The organism is Hydrogenophaga sp. YM1, assembly GCF_016903055.1.
Classification (GTDB): Bacteria; Pseudomonadota; Gammaproteobacteria; order Burkholderiales; family Burkholderiaceae_C; genus Hydrogenophaga; species Hydrogenophaga borbori.
In genome coordinates this window covers 4,685,361-4,700,579 of the sequence record NZ_CP070223.1, presented here as the reverse complement: position 1 = coordinate 4,700,579, position 15,219 = coordinate 4,685,361, and the positions used below count along the sequence as shown (strand labels likewise).

The 15,219-nt window shown below is 69.5% G+C and carries 12 protein-coding genes and 1 pseudogene; 5 read left to right on the top strand and 8 right to left on the bottom strand.

Annotated elements, in window-relative coordinates; genetic code table 11:
• Nucleotides 1-117 precede the first annotated feature (117 nt).
• From lptD to rsmA, 3 genes are read left to right on the top strand one after another with little or no spacing between them, the layout of a single operon-like run.
• Nucleotides 118-2,505, top strand: a complete 2,388-nt coding sequence (gene lptD, locus JNX00_RS22155; protein ID WP_204743718.1) for an LPS assembly protein LptD — start codon at nt 118-120, stop codon at nt 2,503-2,505.
• On the top strand, nt 2,498-3,868 hold the full coding sequence (locus JNX00_RS22150) for a peptidylprolyl isomerase (protein WP_204743717.1): 1,371 nt from the start codon (nt 2,498-2,500) through the stop codon (nt 3,866-3,868). The genes lptD and JNX00_RS22150 overlap by 8 nt, the downstream gene beginning before the upstream one ends.
• Complete coding sequence (gene rsmA / locus JNX00_RS22145; RefSeq protein ID WP_070399719.1) at nt 3,865-4,626, top strand: 16S rRNA (adenine(1518)-N(6)/adenine(1519)-N(6))-dimethyltransferase RsmA; 762 nt, start codon at nt 3,865-3,867, stop codon at nt 4,624-4,626. Before JNX00_RS22150 ends, rsmA begins: the two co-directional genes overlap by 4 nt.
• A 267-nt stretch (nt 4,627-4,893) precedes the next feature.
• On the opposite strand, the pseudogene JNX00_RS22140 reads toward rsmA, so the two are convergent.
• The 5 genes and pseudogenes from JNX00_RS22140 to bfr form a co-directional block, all read right to left on the bottom strand.
• Nucleotides 4,894-5,289, bottom strand: a pseudogene (locus JNX00_RS22140) (barstar family protein); the annotation flags it as partial.
• 53 nt (nt 5,290-5,342) lie between these two features.
• Complete coding sequence (locus tag JNX00_RS22135; protein WP_204743716.1) at nt 5,343-5,771, bottom strand: ribonuclease domain-containing protein; 429 nt, start codon at nt 5,769-5,771, stop codon at nt 5,343-5,345.
• A 178-nt stretch (nt 5,772-5,949) separates the two neighbouring features.
• Entirely contained in the window at nt 5,950-8,277 is a 2,328-nt protein-coding gene (locus JNX00_RS22130; protein ID WP_204743715.1) for an NADP-dependent malic enzyme, read from the bottom strand.
• Nucleotides 8,278-8,430: 153 nt separating this feature from the next.
• The gene (locus JNX00_RS22125) at nt 8,431-8,655 is read right to left on the bottom strand and encodes a (2Fe-2S)-binding protein (RefSeq protein ID WP_070399722.1); all 225 of its coding nucleotides are present in this window, start codon (nt 8,653-8,655) and stop codon (nt 8,431-8,433) included.
• Nucleotides 8,656-8,757: 102 nt separating this feature from the next.
• A complete protein-coding gene (gene bfr / locus JNX00_RS22120; protein ID WP_070399723.1) occupies nt 8,758-9,234 on the bottom strand; it encodes a bacterioferritin in 477 nt (158 codons plus the stop codon).
• Nucleotides 9,235-9,362: 128 nt separating this feature from the next.
• On the opposite strand from bfr, the gene JNX00_RS22115 reads away from it, so the two are divergent.
• Nucleotides 9,363-9,671 carry a hypothetical protein gene (locus JNX00_RS22115; protein ID WP_204743714.1) on the top strand — a complete coding sequence of 103 codons (309 nt, stop codon included), beginning with the start codon at nt 9,363-9,365 and terminating at the stop codon, nt 9,669-9,671.
• 5 nt (nt 9,672-9,676) lie between these two features.
• Here JNX00_RS22115 and JNX00_RS22110 read toward each other — a convergent pair whose 3' ends face one another.
• The 3 genes from JNX00_RS22110 to JNX00_RS22100 all read right to left on the bottom strand — a co-directional run bounded on the left by JNX00_RS22110 (nt 9,677) and on the right by JNX00_RS22100 (nt 12,988).
• Nucleotides 9,677-11,074: an aminopeptidase P N-terminal domain-containing protein gene (locus tag JNX00_RS22110; RefSeq protein WP_204743713.1), complete on the bottom strand. Its 1,398-nt coding sequence runs from the start codon at nt 11,072-11,074 to the stop codon at nt 9,677-9,679.
• A gap of 72 nt (nt 11,075-11,146) precedes the next feature.
• Nucleotides 11,147-11,935 carry a nucleotidyltransferase family protein gene (locus JNX00_RS22105; RefSeq protein ID WP_204743712.1) on the bottom strand — a complete coding sequence of 263 codons (789 nt, stop codon included), beginning with the start codon at nt 11,933-11,935 and terminating at the stop codon, nt 11,147-11,149.
• Nucleotides 11,936-11,977: 42 nt separating this feature from the next.
• A complete protein-coding gene (locus JNX00_RS22100) occupies nt 11,978-12,988 on the bottom strand; it encodes a hypothetical protein (protein WP_204743711.1) in 1,011 nt (336 codons plus the stop codon).
• 175 nt (nt 12,989-13,163) lie between these two features.
• On the opposite strand from JNX00_RS22100, the gene tkt reads away from it, so the two are divergent.
• On the top strand, nt 13,164-15,212 hold the full coding sequence (gene tkt / locus JNX00_RS22095; RefSeq protein ID WP_204743710.1) for a transketolase: 2,049 nt from the start codon (nt 13,164-13,166) through the stop codon (nt 15,210-15,212).
• Nucleotides 15,213-15,219: the final 7 nt, after the last annotated feature.

Sequence of the window (15,219 nt, the reverse complement as noted above, 5' to 3'; positions counted from 1 at the left end):
TGGGGGAGGTGGGGGGCTGGGCGCCAGGCCCGCGACGGGCCCCGTGGAATAATCCGGCGGATTCTACAAACGCCTCCAACGCCAGCGTGCGCGGCCCGAACGCCGCCGGGCCCGATCTTGAAACGCCGCACCCTTCCGTCTCGTTCTCCTGTCCGGTACGCGCTCGCGCCGGTGGCCGCGGCGGTGGTCGGCGCCTGCCTGGCCAGCGCCGCGCAGGCGCAGGACAAGGGCCTCACGCTGCGCCCCAGCCTGCGCTTGCAGGAGCAGTTGCCGGCCGACGTGCGCAGCCAGACGCCCACGTTCGTCTCCGGCCAGCGCATCGAAGGCCACACCGGCGAGTCCACCACCGTCGAGGGCGAGGCCGAGCTGCGCCGCCACGACACCGTGATCCGCGCCGACCGCCTGAGCTTCGACGAGGGCACGCGCGAGGCCCATGCCGAAGGCAACGTGCTCGTCAACCGCAGTGGCGACCGGTTCATGGGCCCCGAGCTGCGGCTCAACGTGGACACCTTCAAGGGCTACTTCGACCAGCCGCAGTTCGAGCTGCTCAACAACAATGGCCGCGGCGACGCCGCGCGCATGGACTTCCAGGACCAGGACCATTCCACCGCGCACCAGGCCCGCTACAGCACCTGCCCGCGCGTGCCGGGCGCCGACTGGATGCCGGCCTGGCTGGTGCGCGCCAACCGCATCGAGTTCGACAACGTGGAGCAGGTCGGCACAGCCTATGGCGGCGCGCTCGAATTCAAGGGCGTGCCCATCCTGGGGGCGCCCTACTTCACCTTCCCGCTGAGCGACCAGCGCAAGTCGGGCCTGCTGCCGCCGGCCATCAACCTGGACAACCTGAGCGGCCTCGAGCTCACGCTGCCCTACTACCTCAACCTGGCGCCGAACTACGACCTGACGCTGTTCCCCACGCTGATGACCAAGCGCGGGATCGACATCGGCGCCGAGTTCCGCTACCTGCAGCCCGACTACACCGGCCGCCTGCGCGGCTCGTTCATGCCCTCGGACCGCCTGCGCGGCGAGGACCGCTGGAGCTACACGCTGCAGCACACGCAGGCCCTGAGCAACGCCCTCAACCGCCTGGGCGGCAGTGGCAGTTCCGGCCTGTCGCTCAACCTCAACCGGGTGAGCGACGACAACTACTGGCGCGACTTCCCGCGCGCCTCGGCCACGCTGACGCAGCGCTTGCTGCCCAGCGACGCCGTGGTCAGCTGGGGCAAGGGCCCCTGGTCGGCCTCGGCCGGTGTCTACACCTGGCAGACGCTGCAGGACATCGATACGCCGATCACGCCGCCCTACGACCGCCTGCCCTCGCTGGGCCTGAACTACGGCCTGAGCGACCTGAACTGGGGCGGCCTGTCGGGCCGCGGCGCGGTGTCGGTTTACGGCGAGTACACCCGCTTCGAGTCCGATCCCCTGCTCACCGGCCAGCCCAACGGCGAGCGCGCAATGGCCGTCGCGACCATCAGCCACCGCTTCCAGACGCCGGGCTGGTTCATCGAGCCGCGCGCGCGGCTGCACAGCACGCAGTACAACTTCGACCAGCCCCTGGCCAACGGCCAGCGCAGCGCCTCGCGCGCCGTGCCCACCGTCAGCCTGGACAGCGGCCTGGTCTTCGAGCGCGACGCCAGCTACTTCGGCCGCGCCTTCCTGCAGACCCTGGAGCCGCGCGCCTACTTCACCTGGACGCCCTACCGCGACCAGAGCTTCCTGCCCAACTACGACTCGGCCGCGACCGACTTCAACCTCGCGACCATCTACTCCGACAACGTCTTCACCGGCAACGACCGCATCTCCGACACGCGCGGTGTCACCCTGGGCGTGAGCTCGCGTCTGCTCGACCCCGGCACCGGTGCCGAGATCGTGCGCCTGGGCATCGCGCAGCGCTACCTGCTGGCCGACCAGGACGTCACGCTGCCCGGCGGCACCCCCGTGCAGGAGCGCTTCAGCGACGTGCTGCTGGCCGCGCGCGTGCAGTGGACGCCGCGCTGGCTGCTCGACACCACCTTCCAGTACAACCCCAGCAGCAACGAGTCCGTGCGCACCACCGTGAGCGCGCGCTACACGCCCGGGCCCTACCGCGTGCTCAGCGCCGCCTGGCGCCTGCAGCGAGGCGCCTCCGAGCAGTTCGACATTGGCTGGCAGTGGCCGCTGAGCGGCATCTTCGGCCGCAGCCCCGAGGCCGTGCCCGGCCAGGCCCTCGGCCCCGGCCAGTGGTATGGCGTGGGTCGCGTCAACTACAGCGTGCCCGACCGCAAGATCGTCGATCTGGTGGCTGGCTTTGAGTACGATGCCGGCTGCTGGATCGGGCGCGTGGTGCTCGAAAGGCTCCAGCGCAGCGCGGCCTCGGCGAACCAACGCATCCTGTTCCAGCTCGAATTCACGGGCTTCACGCGCCTCGGCTCCAACCCGCTGCAGACCCTCAGGGACAACGTGCCGCGCTACCAATACCTGCGCGAAGAAATCAACCCGCCGAGCCGGTTCCAACGTTATGACTGACCGCCCCTTCCTGACCGCTCTTGCCCTGGGCCTGGCCCTGCTGTGGCCCGCCACCGTGCCGGCGCAGACCCTGCGCACCCCGGGCGGCCTCACCCTGCCCTCGGCCACCGCGCCCGCCGCGGGCAGCCGCACGGCCGACTACATCGTCGCCCTGGTCAATTCCGAGCCCGTCACCAACCACGAGGTGCGCCAGCGCCTGCGCCAGGTCGAGCAGACCATCGCCCAGCGCAACATCACCAACGCCCCGCCGCGCGAGGTGCTGCTGCGCCAGGTGGTCGAGCAGCTCATCAACGAGCGAGCGCAGCTGCACCTGGCCCGCGAAAGCGGCCTGCGTGTGAGCGACGCCGAGATCGATCAGGCCGAGCAGAACATCGCCGCCCAGAACAGCCTGAGCCACGAAGAGTTCCGCCGGCGGCTGCGCGCCGATGGCTACGACATCAACCGCTTCCGCGAGGAGCTGCGCCAGCAGCAGCTGCTGCAGCGCCTGCGCGACCGCGAAGTCGATTCGCGCGTGCGGGTGACCGACGCCGACATCGACGAGTACCTGCGCGAACAGAAGGGCAGCAGCGGCATCGAAAACCTCGAACTCAACCTCAGTCACGTGCTGGTGCTGGTGCCCGAGAACGCCAGCGAGGCCTTGGTGGCCGAGCGCCAGGCGCGCGCGCAGCGCGTGGCCGAGCGCGCCCGCGCCGGCGAGGACTTCGCCGCGCTCGCGCGTGAGTTCTCCGACGCCGCCGAGCGCGTCAATGGCGGCGAGTTTGGCTGGCGCTCGGCCAGCCGGCTGCCCGATCTTTTCGTGAGCAGCACGCGCGACCTGGCGCCGGGCGCCATCGCCGGCCCGCTGCGCAGCCCGGCCGGTTTTCACGTGCTCAAGGTGAACGACAAGCGCCAGGCCGGCATGCCCTCCATGAGCGTGACGCAGACGCGCGCCAGCCACATCCTGCTGCGGCCGAGCGCGCAGCTCACGCCCGAGGCCGCCATCGCGCGCCTGAGCGATTTCCGCCAGCGCATCGCGGCAGGCACGGCCAACTTCGAAACGCTGGCGCGCGAGAACAGCCAGGACGGCTCGGCCGCCAACGGCGGCAGCCTGGGCTGGGCCCTGCCCGGCCAGTTCGTGCCCGAGTTCGAAGAGGCCATGAACCGCCTGCGCCCGGGCGAGGTTTCCGAACCCATCGTCTCGCGCTTCGGCGTGCACCTCATTCGCGTCGACGAGCGCCGCAACGTGCAACTCGACGAGAAGCAGCAGCGCGAGCGCCTGCGCATGGTCGTGCGCGAGCAGAAGATGGGCGAGGCGCTGGCGCTGTGGGCGCGCGACGTGCGCTCGCGCGCCTACGTCGAGATGCGCGAAGACCCGCAGCCGTGAAGCACATCGCGCGCAAGCGCTTCGGGCAGCACTTCCTCACCGACACCGGCGTCATCGACGCCATCGTGCGAGCAATCGATCCCCGTCCCGGCCAGCCCATGGTCGAGATCGGCCCGGGCCTGGCGGCGCTCACGCAGCCGCTGGTCGAGCGGCTCGGCCGCTTGACGGTGATCGAACTCGACCGCGACCTTGCGGCGCGGCTGCGCGACCACGGTCAGCTGGACGTGGTCGAGTCCGACGTGCTGCAGGTGGATTTCAGCGCCTTGCGCGCGGCCGCGTCCGGCCCCTTGCGGGTGGTCGGCAACCTGCCTTACAACATCTCCACGCCTATCCTCTTTCACCTGCTCGAGCACGTCGCTGCCGTGCAGGACCAGCACTTCATGCTGCAGAAGGAGGTCATCGACCGCATGGTCGCCGCGCCCGCCACGGCCGACTACGGGCGCCTGTCGGTGATGCTGCAGTGGCGCTACGCCATGGAGAACGTGCTGTTCGTGCCGCCTGAGGCCTTCGATCCACCGCCGCGCGTCGACAGCGCCGTGGTGCGCATGTTGCCCTTGGCCGAGCCACCGGTTCTTGATCCGAAGCACTTGGCCGAACTCGTGCAAGTCGCCTTCAGCCAGCGCCGCAAGCTGCTGCGTCACACGCTGGGCAAGTGGCTGGAGCAGCGCAACGCGGCCGGAAGTTTCGATCTGCAGCGCCGGGCCGAGGAAGTGTCCGTGGGCGAATACGTCGCACTGGCGCAAACCACGCAGGCATGAAAAAGCCCCGACAAGTGTCGGGGCTCATCCAGTGGCACCGAGGATCCGGCTTCGCCGGTCCTCAGGTGCCGCCCCCCCGTGGGGAGTGACGCGCCGCTGGCGCGGCGCGGGGGGCGTTGTTCACGCCGCGGCGAGCCAGTACCCGGCGTTGAATGGGCTGCTCATGCGCAGCGCCTGCGGGCTCACGTCGAGGATTTTGTCCGTCGGCATGGGTTCCTCGTTCTGCACTTCGATCGGCTCCTCCCCCTTGGGGCTGCGCGCCACCGAGAAGGAATAGAAGCAGCGGAACGGGATCTTGCGGTCGCTCCAGTAGTCGGCGGCGTCGCGGAAGATGTCGAGCAACTGCTCACGCGCTTCCTTGTCGAACTTGCTGTGCGCGGGGATGTGCTCAAGCACCACGATGAAGCCGGTCTGCGGGCCGGACTTGTGGACCATGTCGGTCATGCAGTCGTACAGCGCATCGAAGTTCTTGCCGAAGTGCGCGGGCAAGGTGTACTGGGCGGCGATCAACTCCAGCACGTCCTGCTTGCTCTGCGCCTTGGCCAGGTTGGCGTAGAGGAAGTGGTGGCCGAGGTACTCGGCCGCCGCTTGCAGGTCTTTCACGCCATAGGCGCGAATCGACTGAACGATGTTGGGTCGTACATTACGAAGTGGCGTGTCCATCTCCGCGTCTCTTTCACAGTCAAAGGTTGAAATACCGATCGATCGCCGGAGGCTCACTGCACGATGCGCTTGAAGCTCGAGTAGTGGTCCTCGGTGTAATAACAGGCATCAGGCACGGCGGGCCGCGCGCCGCCACACACAATACGCCGCGCGCCCCGGTGGTTCAAACCCGGAGTGGGTACGGTGTATTCCCGGTAGTACCCCCGCTGTTCCCTGGGCAGCAGACCCTCGCGATTGAAGAAGACAGTGCCGTCCTTTTCGTAGCGAAAGGGCCCACCCTGGCGGATCTGGCCCAGAACCTGCTGACCCTGCGTTGGCAGGGCCGATACCGACATGGACGCGGCAGGGGCGAGGACGGGGGACTCGGGGCCGCGGGCCTGCACCAAAAAGGTGCTTGCGCTGGCGACCACGGTGGCCGCGACAGCCGCAAATAAGCCGGCTTTTCCCCTGCCCCAGTGCTGGCGTACCCGCCGCAAATCCATGAGGTTGGCTTGCTCCTGATGCGGGTCAACCCTGGGCCAATGTCCTGGGGTTAACCCTGAATTCAAGCGCGAGAGTGTGCCCTAACCGGCGCCAAAACGCAAGCGAATGCCTAAAAAACAGGCAGTCGGCAGGGCGAAAACCGTCAAAAAAAGTTAGCGCCCGCTTTGCTTGAATGCCCTAGCGTGCCACGTTGGCGTCCGCCACTGTCAGGGCCGTCATGTTGACGATGCGGCGCACGGTGGCGCTGGGCGTCAGGATGTGCACCGGCTGAGCGGCACCGAGCAGCACCGGGCCGATGGCGATGTTGCCGCCGGCCGCCGTCTTCAGCAGGTTGTAGGCGATGTTGGCCGCATCGATGTTCGGCAGCACCAGCAGGTTGGCCACGCCCTTGAGGGTGGAATTGGGCATGAGCGCGGCGCGCGCGACCGGGTCCAGCGCCACGTCGCCGTGCATCTCGCCGTCCACCTCCAGCCAGGGCGCCTGGTCGCGCAGCAGGTCGAGCGTGCGGCGCATCTTGACGGCGGAGGGCTCGTTGGAGGAGCCGAAACTGGAGTGCGACAGCAGGGCCGCTTTGGGCTGGATGCCGAAGCGCAGCATCTCTTCGGCCGCCATGACCGTGATCTCGCAGAGCTCCTCGGGCGTGGGGTCGTGGTTGACGTGGGTGTCGACCAGGAAGACCTGGCGACCCGGCAGCATCAGTCCGTTCATGCAGGCATAAACGCGCACGTCCTGCGCGGTGCTGGGGCTGCCGCCCGCGCGTTTGCCGATGACCTGGTCGATGTAGTGCAGGTGGCCTTGGGTGGTGCCCCAGGTGCCGCAGATGAGGCCGTCGACCTCGCCCTTGTGCAGCAGCATGGTGCCGATGAGCGTGAGGCGGCGGCGCATCTCGATCTTGGCGAGCTGCTGGGTGACGCCCTTGCGTTCGGTCATGCGGTGGTAGGTCTGCCAGAAGTCGCGGTAGCGGTGGTCCTGCTCGACGTTGACCACGTCATAGTCCAGTCCCTCCTTCAGGCGCAGGCCGAACTTCTCGATGCGCTGGGCAATGATGGCCGGGCGGCCGATCAGCGTGGGCCGCGCCAGGCCCTCGTCCACCACGATCTGGCAAGCGCGCAGCACGCGCTCCTCTTCGCCCTCGGCGTAGGCCACGCGCTTGCGCTGCGCCAGCTTGGCGGCCGAGAAGATGGGCCGCATGACGGTGCCGGAGGCGAACACGAAACCCTGCAGCTTCTCGCGGTAGGCGGCCATGTCCGTGATGGGGCGCAAGGCCACGCCGCTGTCGGCCGCGGCCTGCGCCACCGCGGGCGCGATCTTGATCATCAGCCGCGGGTCGAAGGGCTTGGGGATCAGGTATTCGGGGCCGAAAGCCAGCTTCTCGCCCGCGTACGCGGCGGCCACGACTTCGCTCTGCTCGGCCTGCGCCAGCTCGGCGATGGCGTGCACGGAGGCGATCTCCATCTCGTCCGTGATGGTGGTGGCGCCCGAGTCGAGCGCGCCACGGAAGATGTAGGGGAAGCACAGGACGTTGTTGACCTGGTTCGGGTAATCCGTGCGGCCGGTGGCCATGATGGCGTCGTCGCGCACGGCCTTCACGTCTTCCGGCAGGATTTCGGGGTTCGGATTGGCCAATGCCAGGATGATTGGTTTTGCCGCCATGGACTTGACCATCTCGGGCTTGAGCACACCGCCGGCCGACAGGCCCAGGAAGATGTCGGCGCCCGCGACGACCTCGGCCAAGGTGCGTGCGCTGGTCTTCTGCGCGAACTGCACCTTGTCCTCGTCCATCAGCTCGGTGCGGCCCTCGTAGACCACACCGGCCAGGTCGGTCACCCAGATGTTCTCGCGCGGCAGGCCCAGCTTGACCAGCAGGCCCAGGCAGGCGAGGGCGGCGGCGCCGGCGCCCGAGGTCACCAGCTTGACCGCCTTGAGGTCCTTGCCCACCACCTTCAGGCCGTTGAGGATGGCCGCGCCGACGACGATGGCGGTGCCATGCTGGTCGTCGTGGAAGACCGGGATCTTCATGCGCTCGCGCAGCTTGCGCTCGACGTAGAAGCAATCGGGTGCCTTGATGTCCTCGAGGTTGATGCCGCCGAAGGTGGGCTCCAGCGCGGCGATGACCTCGACCAGCTTGTCCGGGTCCTTTTCGTTGATCTCGATGTCGAAGACGTCGATGCCCGAGAACTTCTTGAACAGCACGCCTTTGCCTTCCATCACCGGCTTGGCGGCGAGCGGGCCGATGTCGCCCAGGCCCAGCACGGCCGTGCCGTTGGTGATGACCGCCACCAGGTTGCCGCGGGCGGTGTACTTGAAGGCGTTGACCGGGTCGGCCACGATTTCTTCGCAGGGGGCGGCCACGCCGGGCGAATAGGCCAGGGCCAGGTCGCGCTGGTTCGACAAGGGCTTGGTGGCGGCAATGGCCACTTTGCCGGGCAGGGGCTGCTCGTGGTACTGCAGCGCGGCGCGGCGCAGTTCGGCGCGTTTGTCCTCAGGGGTGTTCGATGCGGTCATGCACGTCTCCGGCCTTGATTTTTGCCATGCGAAAGGCGAATTCGCATTCTAAGTCGGGCACACCGAAACCCGGGAGAGCACACAGGGCGTCCCGGGTGAAGGGCTTGTGACTGGGAAGGGGGGAATGGGCTCGCCCTGGGCGGGCGAGCGGGCTCAGGCGCGTTCGACCTGGCGGGCCTGTTCGGCGGTCTGTCGCTGCAGGTGGGCCACGACCTGGCCCGGGGCGCATTCGGCGAAGACCGAGCGCGCGCAGCCTTCGCATTGGCCGCACTGCGTGGCCACGCCGAGTTCGAGCTGGATGTCGTCAAACGCCATGCCGGACCGGGCGCACTGGGCGATGGTCTTGTCACTGACGCGGTGGCAAACGCAGACGATCATGGGGTTGGGTACCAAGAAACTTCTGCAAATGATAATGGATCGCATTCATTGCGCAAGCCTTCTTGAAAACCGCCCGACGGGCGGCTTCTCCCCTGAGTCGCCTCAGCTCACCGAACCCATCTGGCTTTGCAGGTAGTTCTGCAGGCCGACCTTCTCGACCAGCTCGATCTGCGTCTCCAGGAAGTCGATGTGTTCCTCGGTGTCGTCCAGAATGGTCTGGAGCAGGTCGCGCGAGACGTAGTCGCGCACGGCCTCGCAGTGCGCGATGCCTTCCTTGATGGTGGCCTGCGCGCCTTGCTCGAGCGTGAGGTCGCAGCGCAGGATCTCGGGCACGTCCTCGCCGATGCCGAGCTTGCCCAGATCCTGCAGGTTGGGCAGGCCGTCGAGCATGAAGATGCGGTCCATCAGCTTGTCGGCGTGCTTCATCTCGCCGATCGATTCCTCGTATTCCTTGCTCGCGAGCTTGTCCAGGCCCCAGTGTTTGAGCATGCGGTAGTGCACGAAGTACTGGTTGATCGCCGTCAGCTCGTTCTTCAGTTGCGCCTGAAGGTGGGCAATCACTTTCTTGTCGCCTTGCATGTGACTCTCCTTGTCGTTGTTGCGGCCGGGGGATTGTGAGCCCATCGCCGCTGGGGAAAAGGGGTGCGGCCTTTGCAAATGAGAATTGTTCTCATATGATGGCCAGCCTGTCACCGCCGGAGCACCCCATGAAGCCGTCCTTTCCGACCCACGCCGACGAGGAATACAGCCTGCCGCCCGTCGAGGCGCTGCTGGCCGGCACGCTCGCGCTCATGACCGGTTGCGCCCAGCACAGCGGTCCGGTGTGCCAGCGCGAACTGATGGTCGGCAAGGTGGTGAGCAATCTCACCGAGCTGGCGCAGCACCCGGCGCTGTCGCGGCCCATGCGGGTGTTGCTGGGCCGGCTGAGTTCGCGTTGGCTGCTGGAGCTGGGCAGCGCCGCGGCGCCCGCCGCCGGGCTGATGCCCCTCCTGCCGGAGCACCGCACGCTGCAGTAGTCGGCTCAGCCCCGCATCAGGGCCTCGATGGCGTCGGGCGCCACCGGCACGTCGCGGGTGATCAGTTCGCAGCCGGTTTCGGTGACCACGGCGTCGTCCTCGATGCGGATGCCGATGTTCCAGAAGCGCTCGGGCACGCCTTCGGCGGGGCGGATGTACAGCCCCGGCTCGATGGTGAGCACCATGCCTGGGCGCAGGATGCGGCTCGGGCGGTCCTTGATGGTCTCGCCGGACAGCGGGTCCTGGCGCTCGCTGACCTGGCCGACCTCGGACGGCTCGACGTAGCTGCCGCAATCGTGCACGTCCATGCCCAGCCAGTGGCCGGTGCGGTGCATGTAGAACGGAAAGTACGCGCGCTGGGCGATCACGTCGTCCACCGCGCCCACCTTGTTCTTGTCGAGCAGGCCCAGGTCGAGCAGGCCCTGGGCGAGCACCTTGACGGTGGCCTCGTGCGGATCGATGAAACGCGCGCCGGCTTTGGTGGCGGCCACGGCCGCCTCCTGGCTGGCCAGCACCAGCTCATAGACCGCGCGCTGCGGACCGGTGAAGCGGCCGTTGGCGGGGAAGGTGCGCGTGATGTCGCTGGCGTAGCCGTCGAGCTCGCAGCCGGCGTCGATCAGCACCAGCTCGCCGTCGCGGATGGGCGCGGCGTCGGCGCGGTAGTGCAGGATGCAGGCGTTGGCGCCGGCCGCCACGATGCTGCCGTAGGCCGGGTACTGCGAGCCGCCCTGGCGGAACTCGTGCAGCAGCTCGGCGTCGAGGTGGTACTCGCGCACGTCCTGCCCGGCGCGCAGCATGGCGGCGCTGCGCTGCATGGCGCGGATGTGACCGCGCGCGCTGATGCGCGAGGCGCGGCGCATGATGTCCAGTTCGTGCGCGTCCTTCACCAGGCGCATCTCGTCGAGCGGGGTGCACAGGTCGCGCTGGCTTTCGGGGCACAGGGCGCCGTAGCGCACGCGCGCGCGCACCTTCTGCAGCCAGCCATCGATGCGGCCTTCCAGCCCCGCGTGGATGGCGAAGGGGTACCAGACCACCGCGCGGTTCTCCAGCAGCCGGGGCAGGCGCTGGTCGAGTTCGGCGACGGAGAAGGCCTCGTCCACGCCCAGCGCGGCCGGCGCGGCCTCGGGGCCCAGGCGGATGCCGTCCCAGATCTCGCGCTCCAGGTCCTTGGGCTGGCAAAACAGCGTGGTGCGGCCCTCGGCGGTGATCAAGAGCCAGGCCTGCGGCTCGGCGAAGCCACTCAGGTAATAGAAGTAGCTGTCGTGTCGGTAGATGAAGTCGGTGTCTCGGTTGCGCGGACGTTCCAGCGCGGTGGGCACGATGGCGATGCCGCCGGGGCCGAGTTGCGAGGCCAGGCGCGCGCGGCGCTCGGCGTAGAGGCGGAAGTGGGTCGAAGCGTCCATCGCGCCATTGTGGCGGCAAGCGCCGGGGCGCGGGGTCCAGAGGCGATCCGGCGTCGCCCGCCCGCCGCCGGATCAGCGCCCTTGGGGGGGCGCGGCCCGCGCCGCCGTGGAGCGTGGGGGCTCCTGCCGGTTCAACTCGGCCAGGCGCTGGGGTGTTCCCACATCCGTCCAGGGCCCCGGGTACAACTCGGCGCTCACGCGGCCGGCGTCCATGGCCCGGCGCAGCAGCGGCGCCAGCGGCTCGGCGCGGCCCTGCGGGTTGCCGGGCGGAATGTCGAACCACGGCGCCTCAAACAGCGCGCGCCGGTACAGGCCGATGGTGCTGTAGGTGTGGCGCGGGGCCTCGGCGCCTGCAACGAGGTTGAGCGCCAGGCCTTCGGGGCTGAGGCCGAAGTCGCCGCGGGGGTTGTGCTCGGGGTTGGGCACCAGCCACAGGTGGGCCAGGCGCTCGCCCCGCGCGAAGCGCTCCAGCGCCTCGGGCGCGAAGGGGAAGCCGGGCGCGAAGACGTCGCCCGCGACGACCCAGAACACCTCGTCCAGCAGCGGCAGCGCGCGCGCGATGCCGCCAGCGGTCTCCAGCGCGTAGCCGAAGTCCTCGCCCTCGGCCGAGTAGGCGATGTCCAGCGCCAGGCCTTCGCTGCTGCGTGGGTATGGGCCGAAATGCGCGGGGATCTGCTCGCCGAGCCAGGCGGTGTTGATCACCAGGTCGGCGCAGCCGGCCTCGGCCAGGGCGTCCACGTGCCATTGCAGCAGCGGCTTGCCATGCACGACCAGCAGGGGCTTGGGCAACTGGTCGGTCAGCGGCCGCATGCGGTTGCCGCGGCCGGCGGCCAGGAGGATGGCGTGGGCAGGGTGGGCCATGGTGAAGGGGCGAGGCCTCGACTGTAGCCGCCCCGCGGCGGCTCAGCGACCGGCCAGCGCGAACAGGCCCGCCATGCCGGCCCCATAGACCAGCAGCAGCGCCCAGCTGTCCGGCCCCATGCCCAGGCGCTTGCGGCGCGGGCGCCACAGCAGGCCGGCCGCGACGACGCCGGTCATCAGCAGGCCCAGGGCGGTGATGTACAGCGTCTCCGCGCTGGCGCCAGGCATCACGGCCTGGCCGGCCAGCGCCGTGGCCAGCACCAGCAGCACGGGCAGCAGGGCGTTGCCGCCCAGGATGTCGCTCACCGCCAGCGCGGGCTCGTCGCGCCGCATGGCCGCCAGGCCGGTGGCGACCTCGGGCAGGGCGGTGGACGCGGCGAGCACGGTGGCGCCGAAAAGCACGCCGTCGATGCCCCAGCGCCGGGCCAGGGCGTCGCCGCTGCGCTCGAGCAGCACGCCGCCGATGAGTGTGAGCAAGGCGCAGGCGGCGAACAGCAGACTGGCGCCGCGCAGGCCGTCCGACAGACGGCGGGTAGGGCGGCGGGGCGCGGCCGAGGGGCGTTGGCTGAGCCGGCGCACCAGCAGCAGGCCACCCAGCCAGGCGAAGACGGTCAGCGCGCCGTCCGGCGTGACGCCGAAACGGAGGGCGTCGGCCGGCAGCCAGTGGCCCAGCAGCACCAGGGCCAGCAGCGCCACCACCATCAGCGCCTCGGCCAGCGCCTGGGGCGAGGCCACGCGGGTGGACAGCGGAACCGCGCCGCGGTGGCCCACGGCGTCGAACAGCGCCAGCAGCAGGGTCTGGATAGCCACGCCGCCCAGCAGGTTGGCCACGGCCACCTCGACGCGCCCGCCCGCCGCGGCGCTGGCGGTGATGGCGATCTCGGGCAGGTTGGTCACCAGCGCCAGCAACACCAGCCCGCCCATCTCGTCGCCCCAGCCGAAGGCCTGGTCCAGTCGGTCGGTGGCCTGGGTGAGCCGCACGCCGGCCCACCACACGACCAGCGCCGCGCCGGCGAAGATCGCCAGCAGCGCGGGAGAAGGCAGATCGGTCATGGGCTCGGGTGGGCGGTGGCGGCCATCGTACGGTGGGCCGCGCGCCCGGCCGCCAGGGCCGATACCCCCCGCGCGAGCGGCCGGCGCGGGCCCAGTCGCTAAAATCCGGGGTTTTCCCCAGGCTGGGCGGCGCGCGACGCGCCCACGCCGCGCCCCCACCCCACCCGAGGTCTTCATGAGCGACTCCGCCGGCGTCACCGTCTCTCCCCTGGTCATGGCCAACGCCATCCGCGCTCTGGCGATGGACGCCGTGCAGGCCGCCAACTCCGGCCACCCCGGTGCACCCATGGGCATGGCCGACATGGCCGTCGCGCTCTGGGGCTGCCACCTCAAGCACAACCCGGTGAACCCGCACTGGGCCGACCGCGACCGCTTCGTGCTGTCCAACGGGCACGGCTCCATGCTCATCTACTCGCTGCTGCACCTCACGGGCTACGCGCTGCCCCTGCAGGAGCTGAAGCATTTCCGCCAGCTGCACAGCAAGACCGCCGGCCACCCCGAGGTGGGCATCACGCCCGGCGTGGAAACCACCACCGGCCCGCTGGGCCAGGGCATCACCAACGCCGTGGGCATGGCCCTGGCCGAGAAGCTGCTGGCCGCCGAATTCAACCGCCCCGGCCACACCGTCGTCGACCACCACACCTACGTGTTCCTGGGCGACGGCTGCCTCATGGAGGGCATCAGCCACGAGGCCGTGGCCCTGGCCGGCGCCTGGAAACTCAACAAGCTCATCGCGCTGTACGACGACAACGGCATTTCCATCGACGGCAAGGTCACGCCCTGGTTCATCGACAACACCGCCCTGCGCTTCGTGGCCTGCGGCTGGAACGTCATCGGCCCCATCGACGGCCACGACGCGGACGCGGTGGACCAGGCCATCGCCCAGGCGCGCCGCCACCCCGAGCAGCCCACGCTGATCGTCTGCAAGACGCACATCGGCAAGGGCAGCCCGAACCGCGCCAACACCGCGAAGGCGCACGGCGAGCCGCTGGGCGCCGAGGAAATCCAGCTCACGCGCGAGGCCCTGGGTTGGCCGCACGCGCCCTTCGTGGTGCCCGACGAGGTCTACGCCGCCTGGGACGCGAAAGCCGCCGGCGCCGAGGCCGAGGCCGACTGGACCGCGCGCTTTCGCGCCTACCGCGCCGCCCACCCCGAGCTGGCCGCCGAGTTCGAGCGCCGCATGAAGGGCGAGCTGCCGAAGGACTTCGCCGCGCTGGCCGCCGACGCGGCCCGCCAGGCCCACGCCAAGGCCGAGACCGTGGCCAGCCGCAAGGCCAGCCAGCTCGCGCTGGAGCACCTCACCGCCGCGCTGCCCGAACTGCTGGGTGGCAGCGCCGACCTCACCGGCTCCAACCTCACCAATACCAAATCCACGCCGCCGCTGCGCCTGGACATCGCCGGCAACGTGGTGCGCGACGAGGCCGGCCGCCTGGGCCGCCACATCAACTACGGCGTGCGCGAGTTCGGCATGGCCGCCATCATGAACGGCGTGGCCCTGCACGGTGGCTACATCCCCTACGGCGGCACCTTCCTCACCTTCAGCGACTACTCGCGCAACGCCATTCGCATGGCCGCGCTGATGAAGCAGCGCGTGGTCCACGTCTTCACGCACGACTCCATCGGCCTGGGCGAGGACGGCCCCACGCACCAGTCGATCGAGCACGCCGCCAGCCTGCGCCTGATCCCGGGCCTGGACGTCTGGCGCCCCGCCGACACCGCGGAAACCGCCGTGGCCTGGACCGTGGCGCTGGAGAACCGCGACCGGCCCACGGCGCTGCTGCTGTCGCGCCAGAACCTGCCCTACCTGCCCAAGAGCGGCCTGGGCGACATCGCCAAGGGCGCCTACGTGCTGGCCGAACCCGCCGGCAAGCAGAAAGCCCAGGCGGTGATCATCGCCACCGGCTCCGAGGTGCAACTCGCGCTCAAGGCGCAGGCGCTGCTGGCCCAGGAGCACGGCATCGCGGTGCGCGTGGTGTCCATGCCCAGCACCACCCGCTTCGACCGCCAGGCCGCCGCCTACAAGAAGGCCGTGCTGCCCGCCGGCCTGCCGCGCATCGCGGTCGAGATGGGCGTCACCGATTTTTGGTGGAAGTACGGCGTCTCGGCCGTGGTCGGCATCGACACCTATGGCGAGTCGGCGCCCGCGCCGGTGCTGTTCAAGCACTTCGGCTTCACCGAGCAGAACGTGGCGGACACGGTGCGCGCCGTGCTCGCCGGGCAGTGACCCTTTT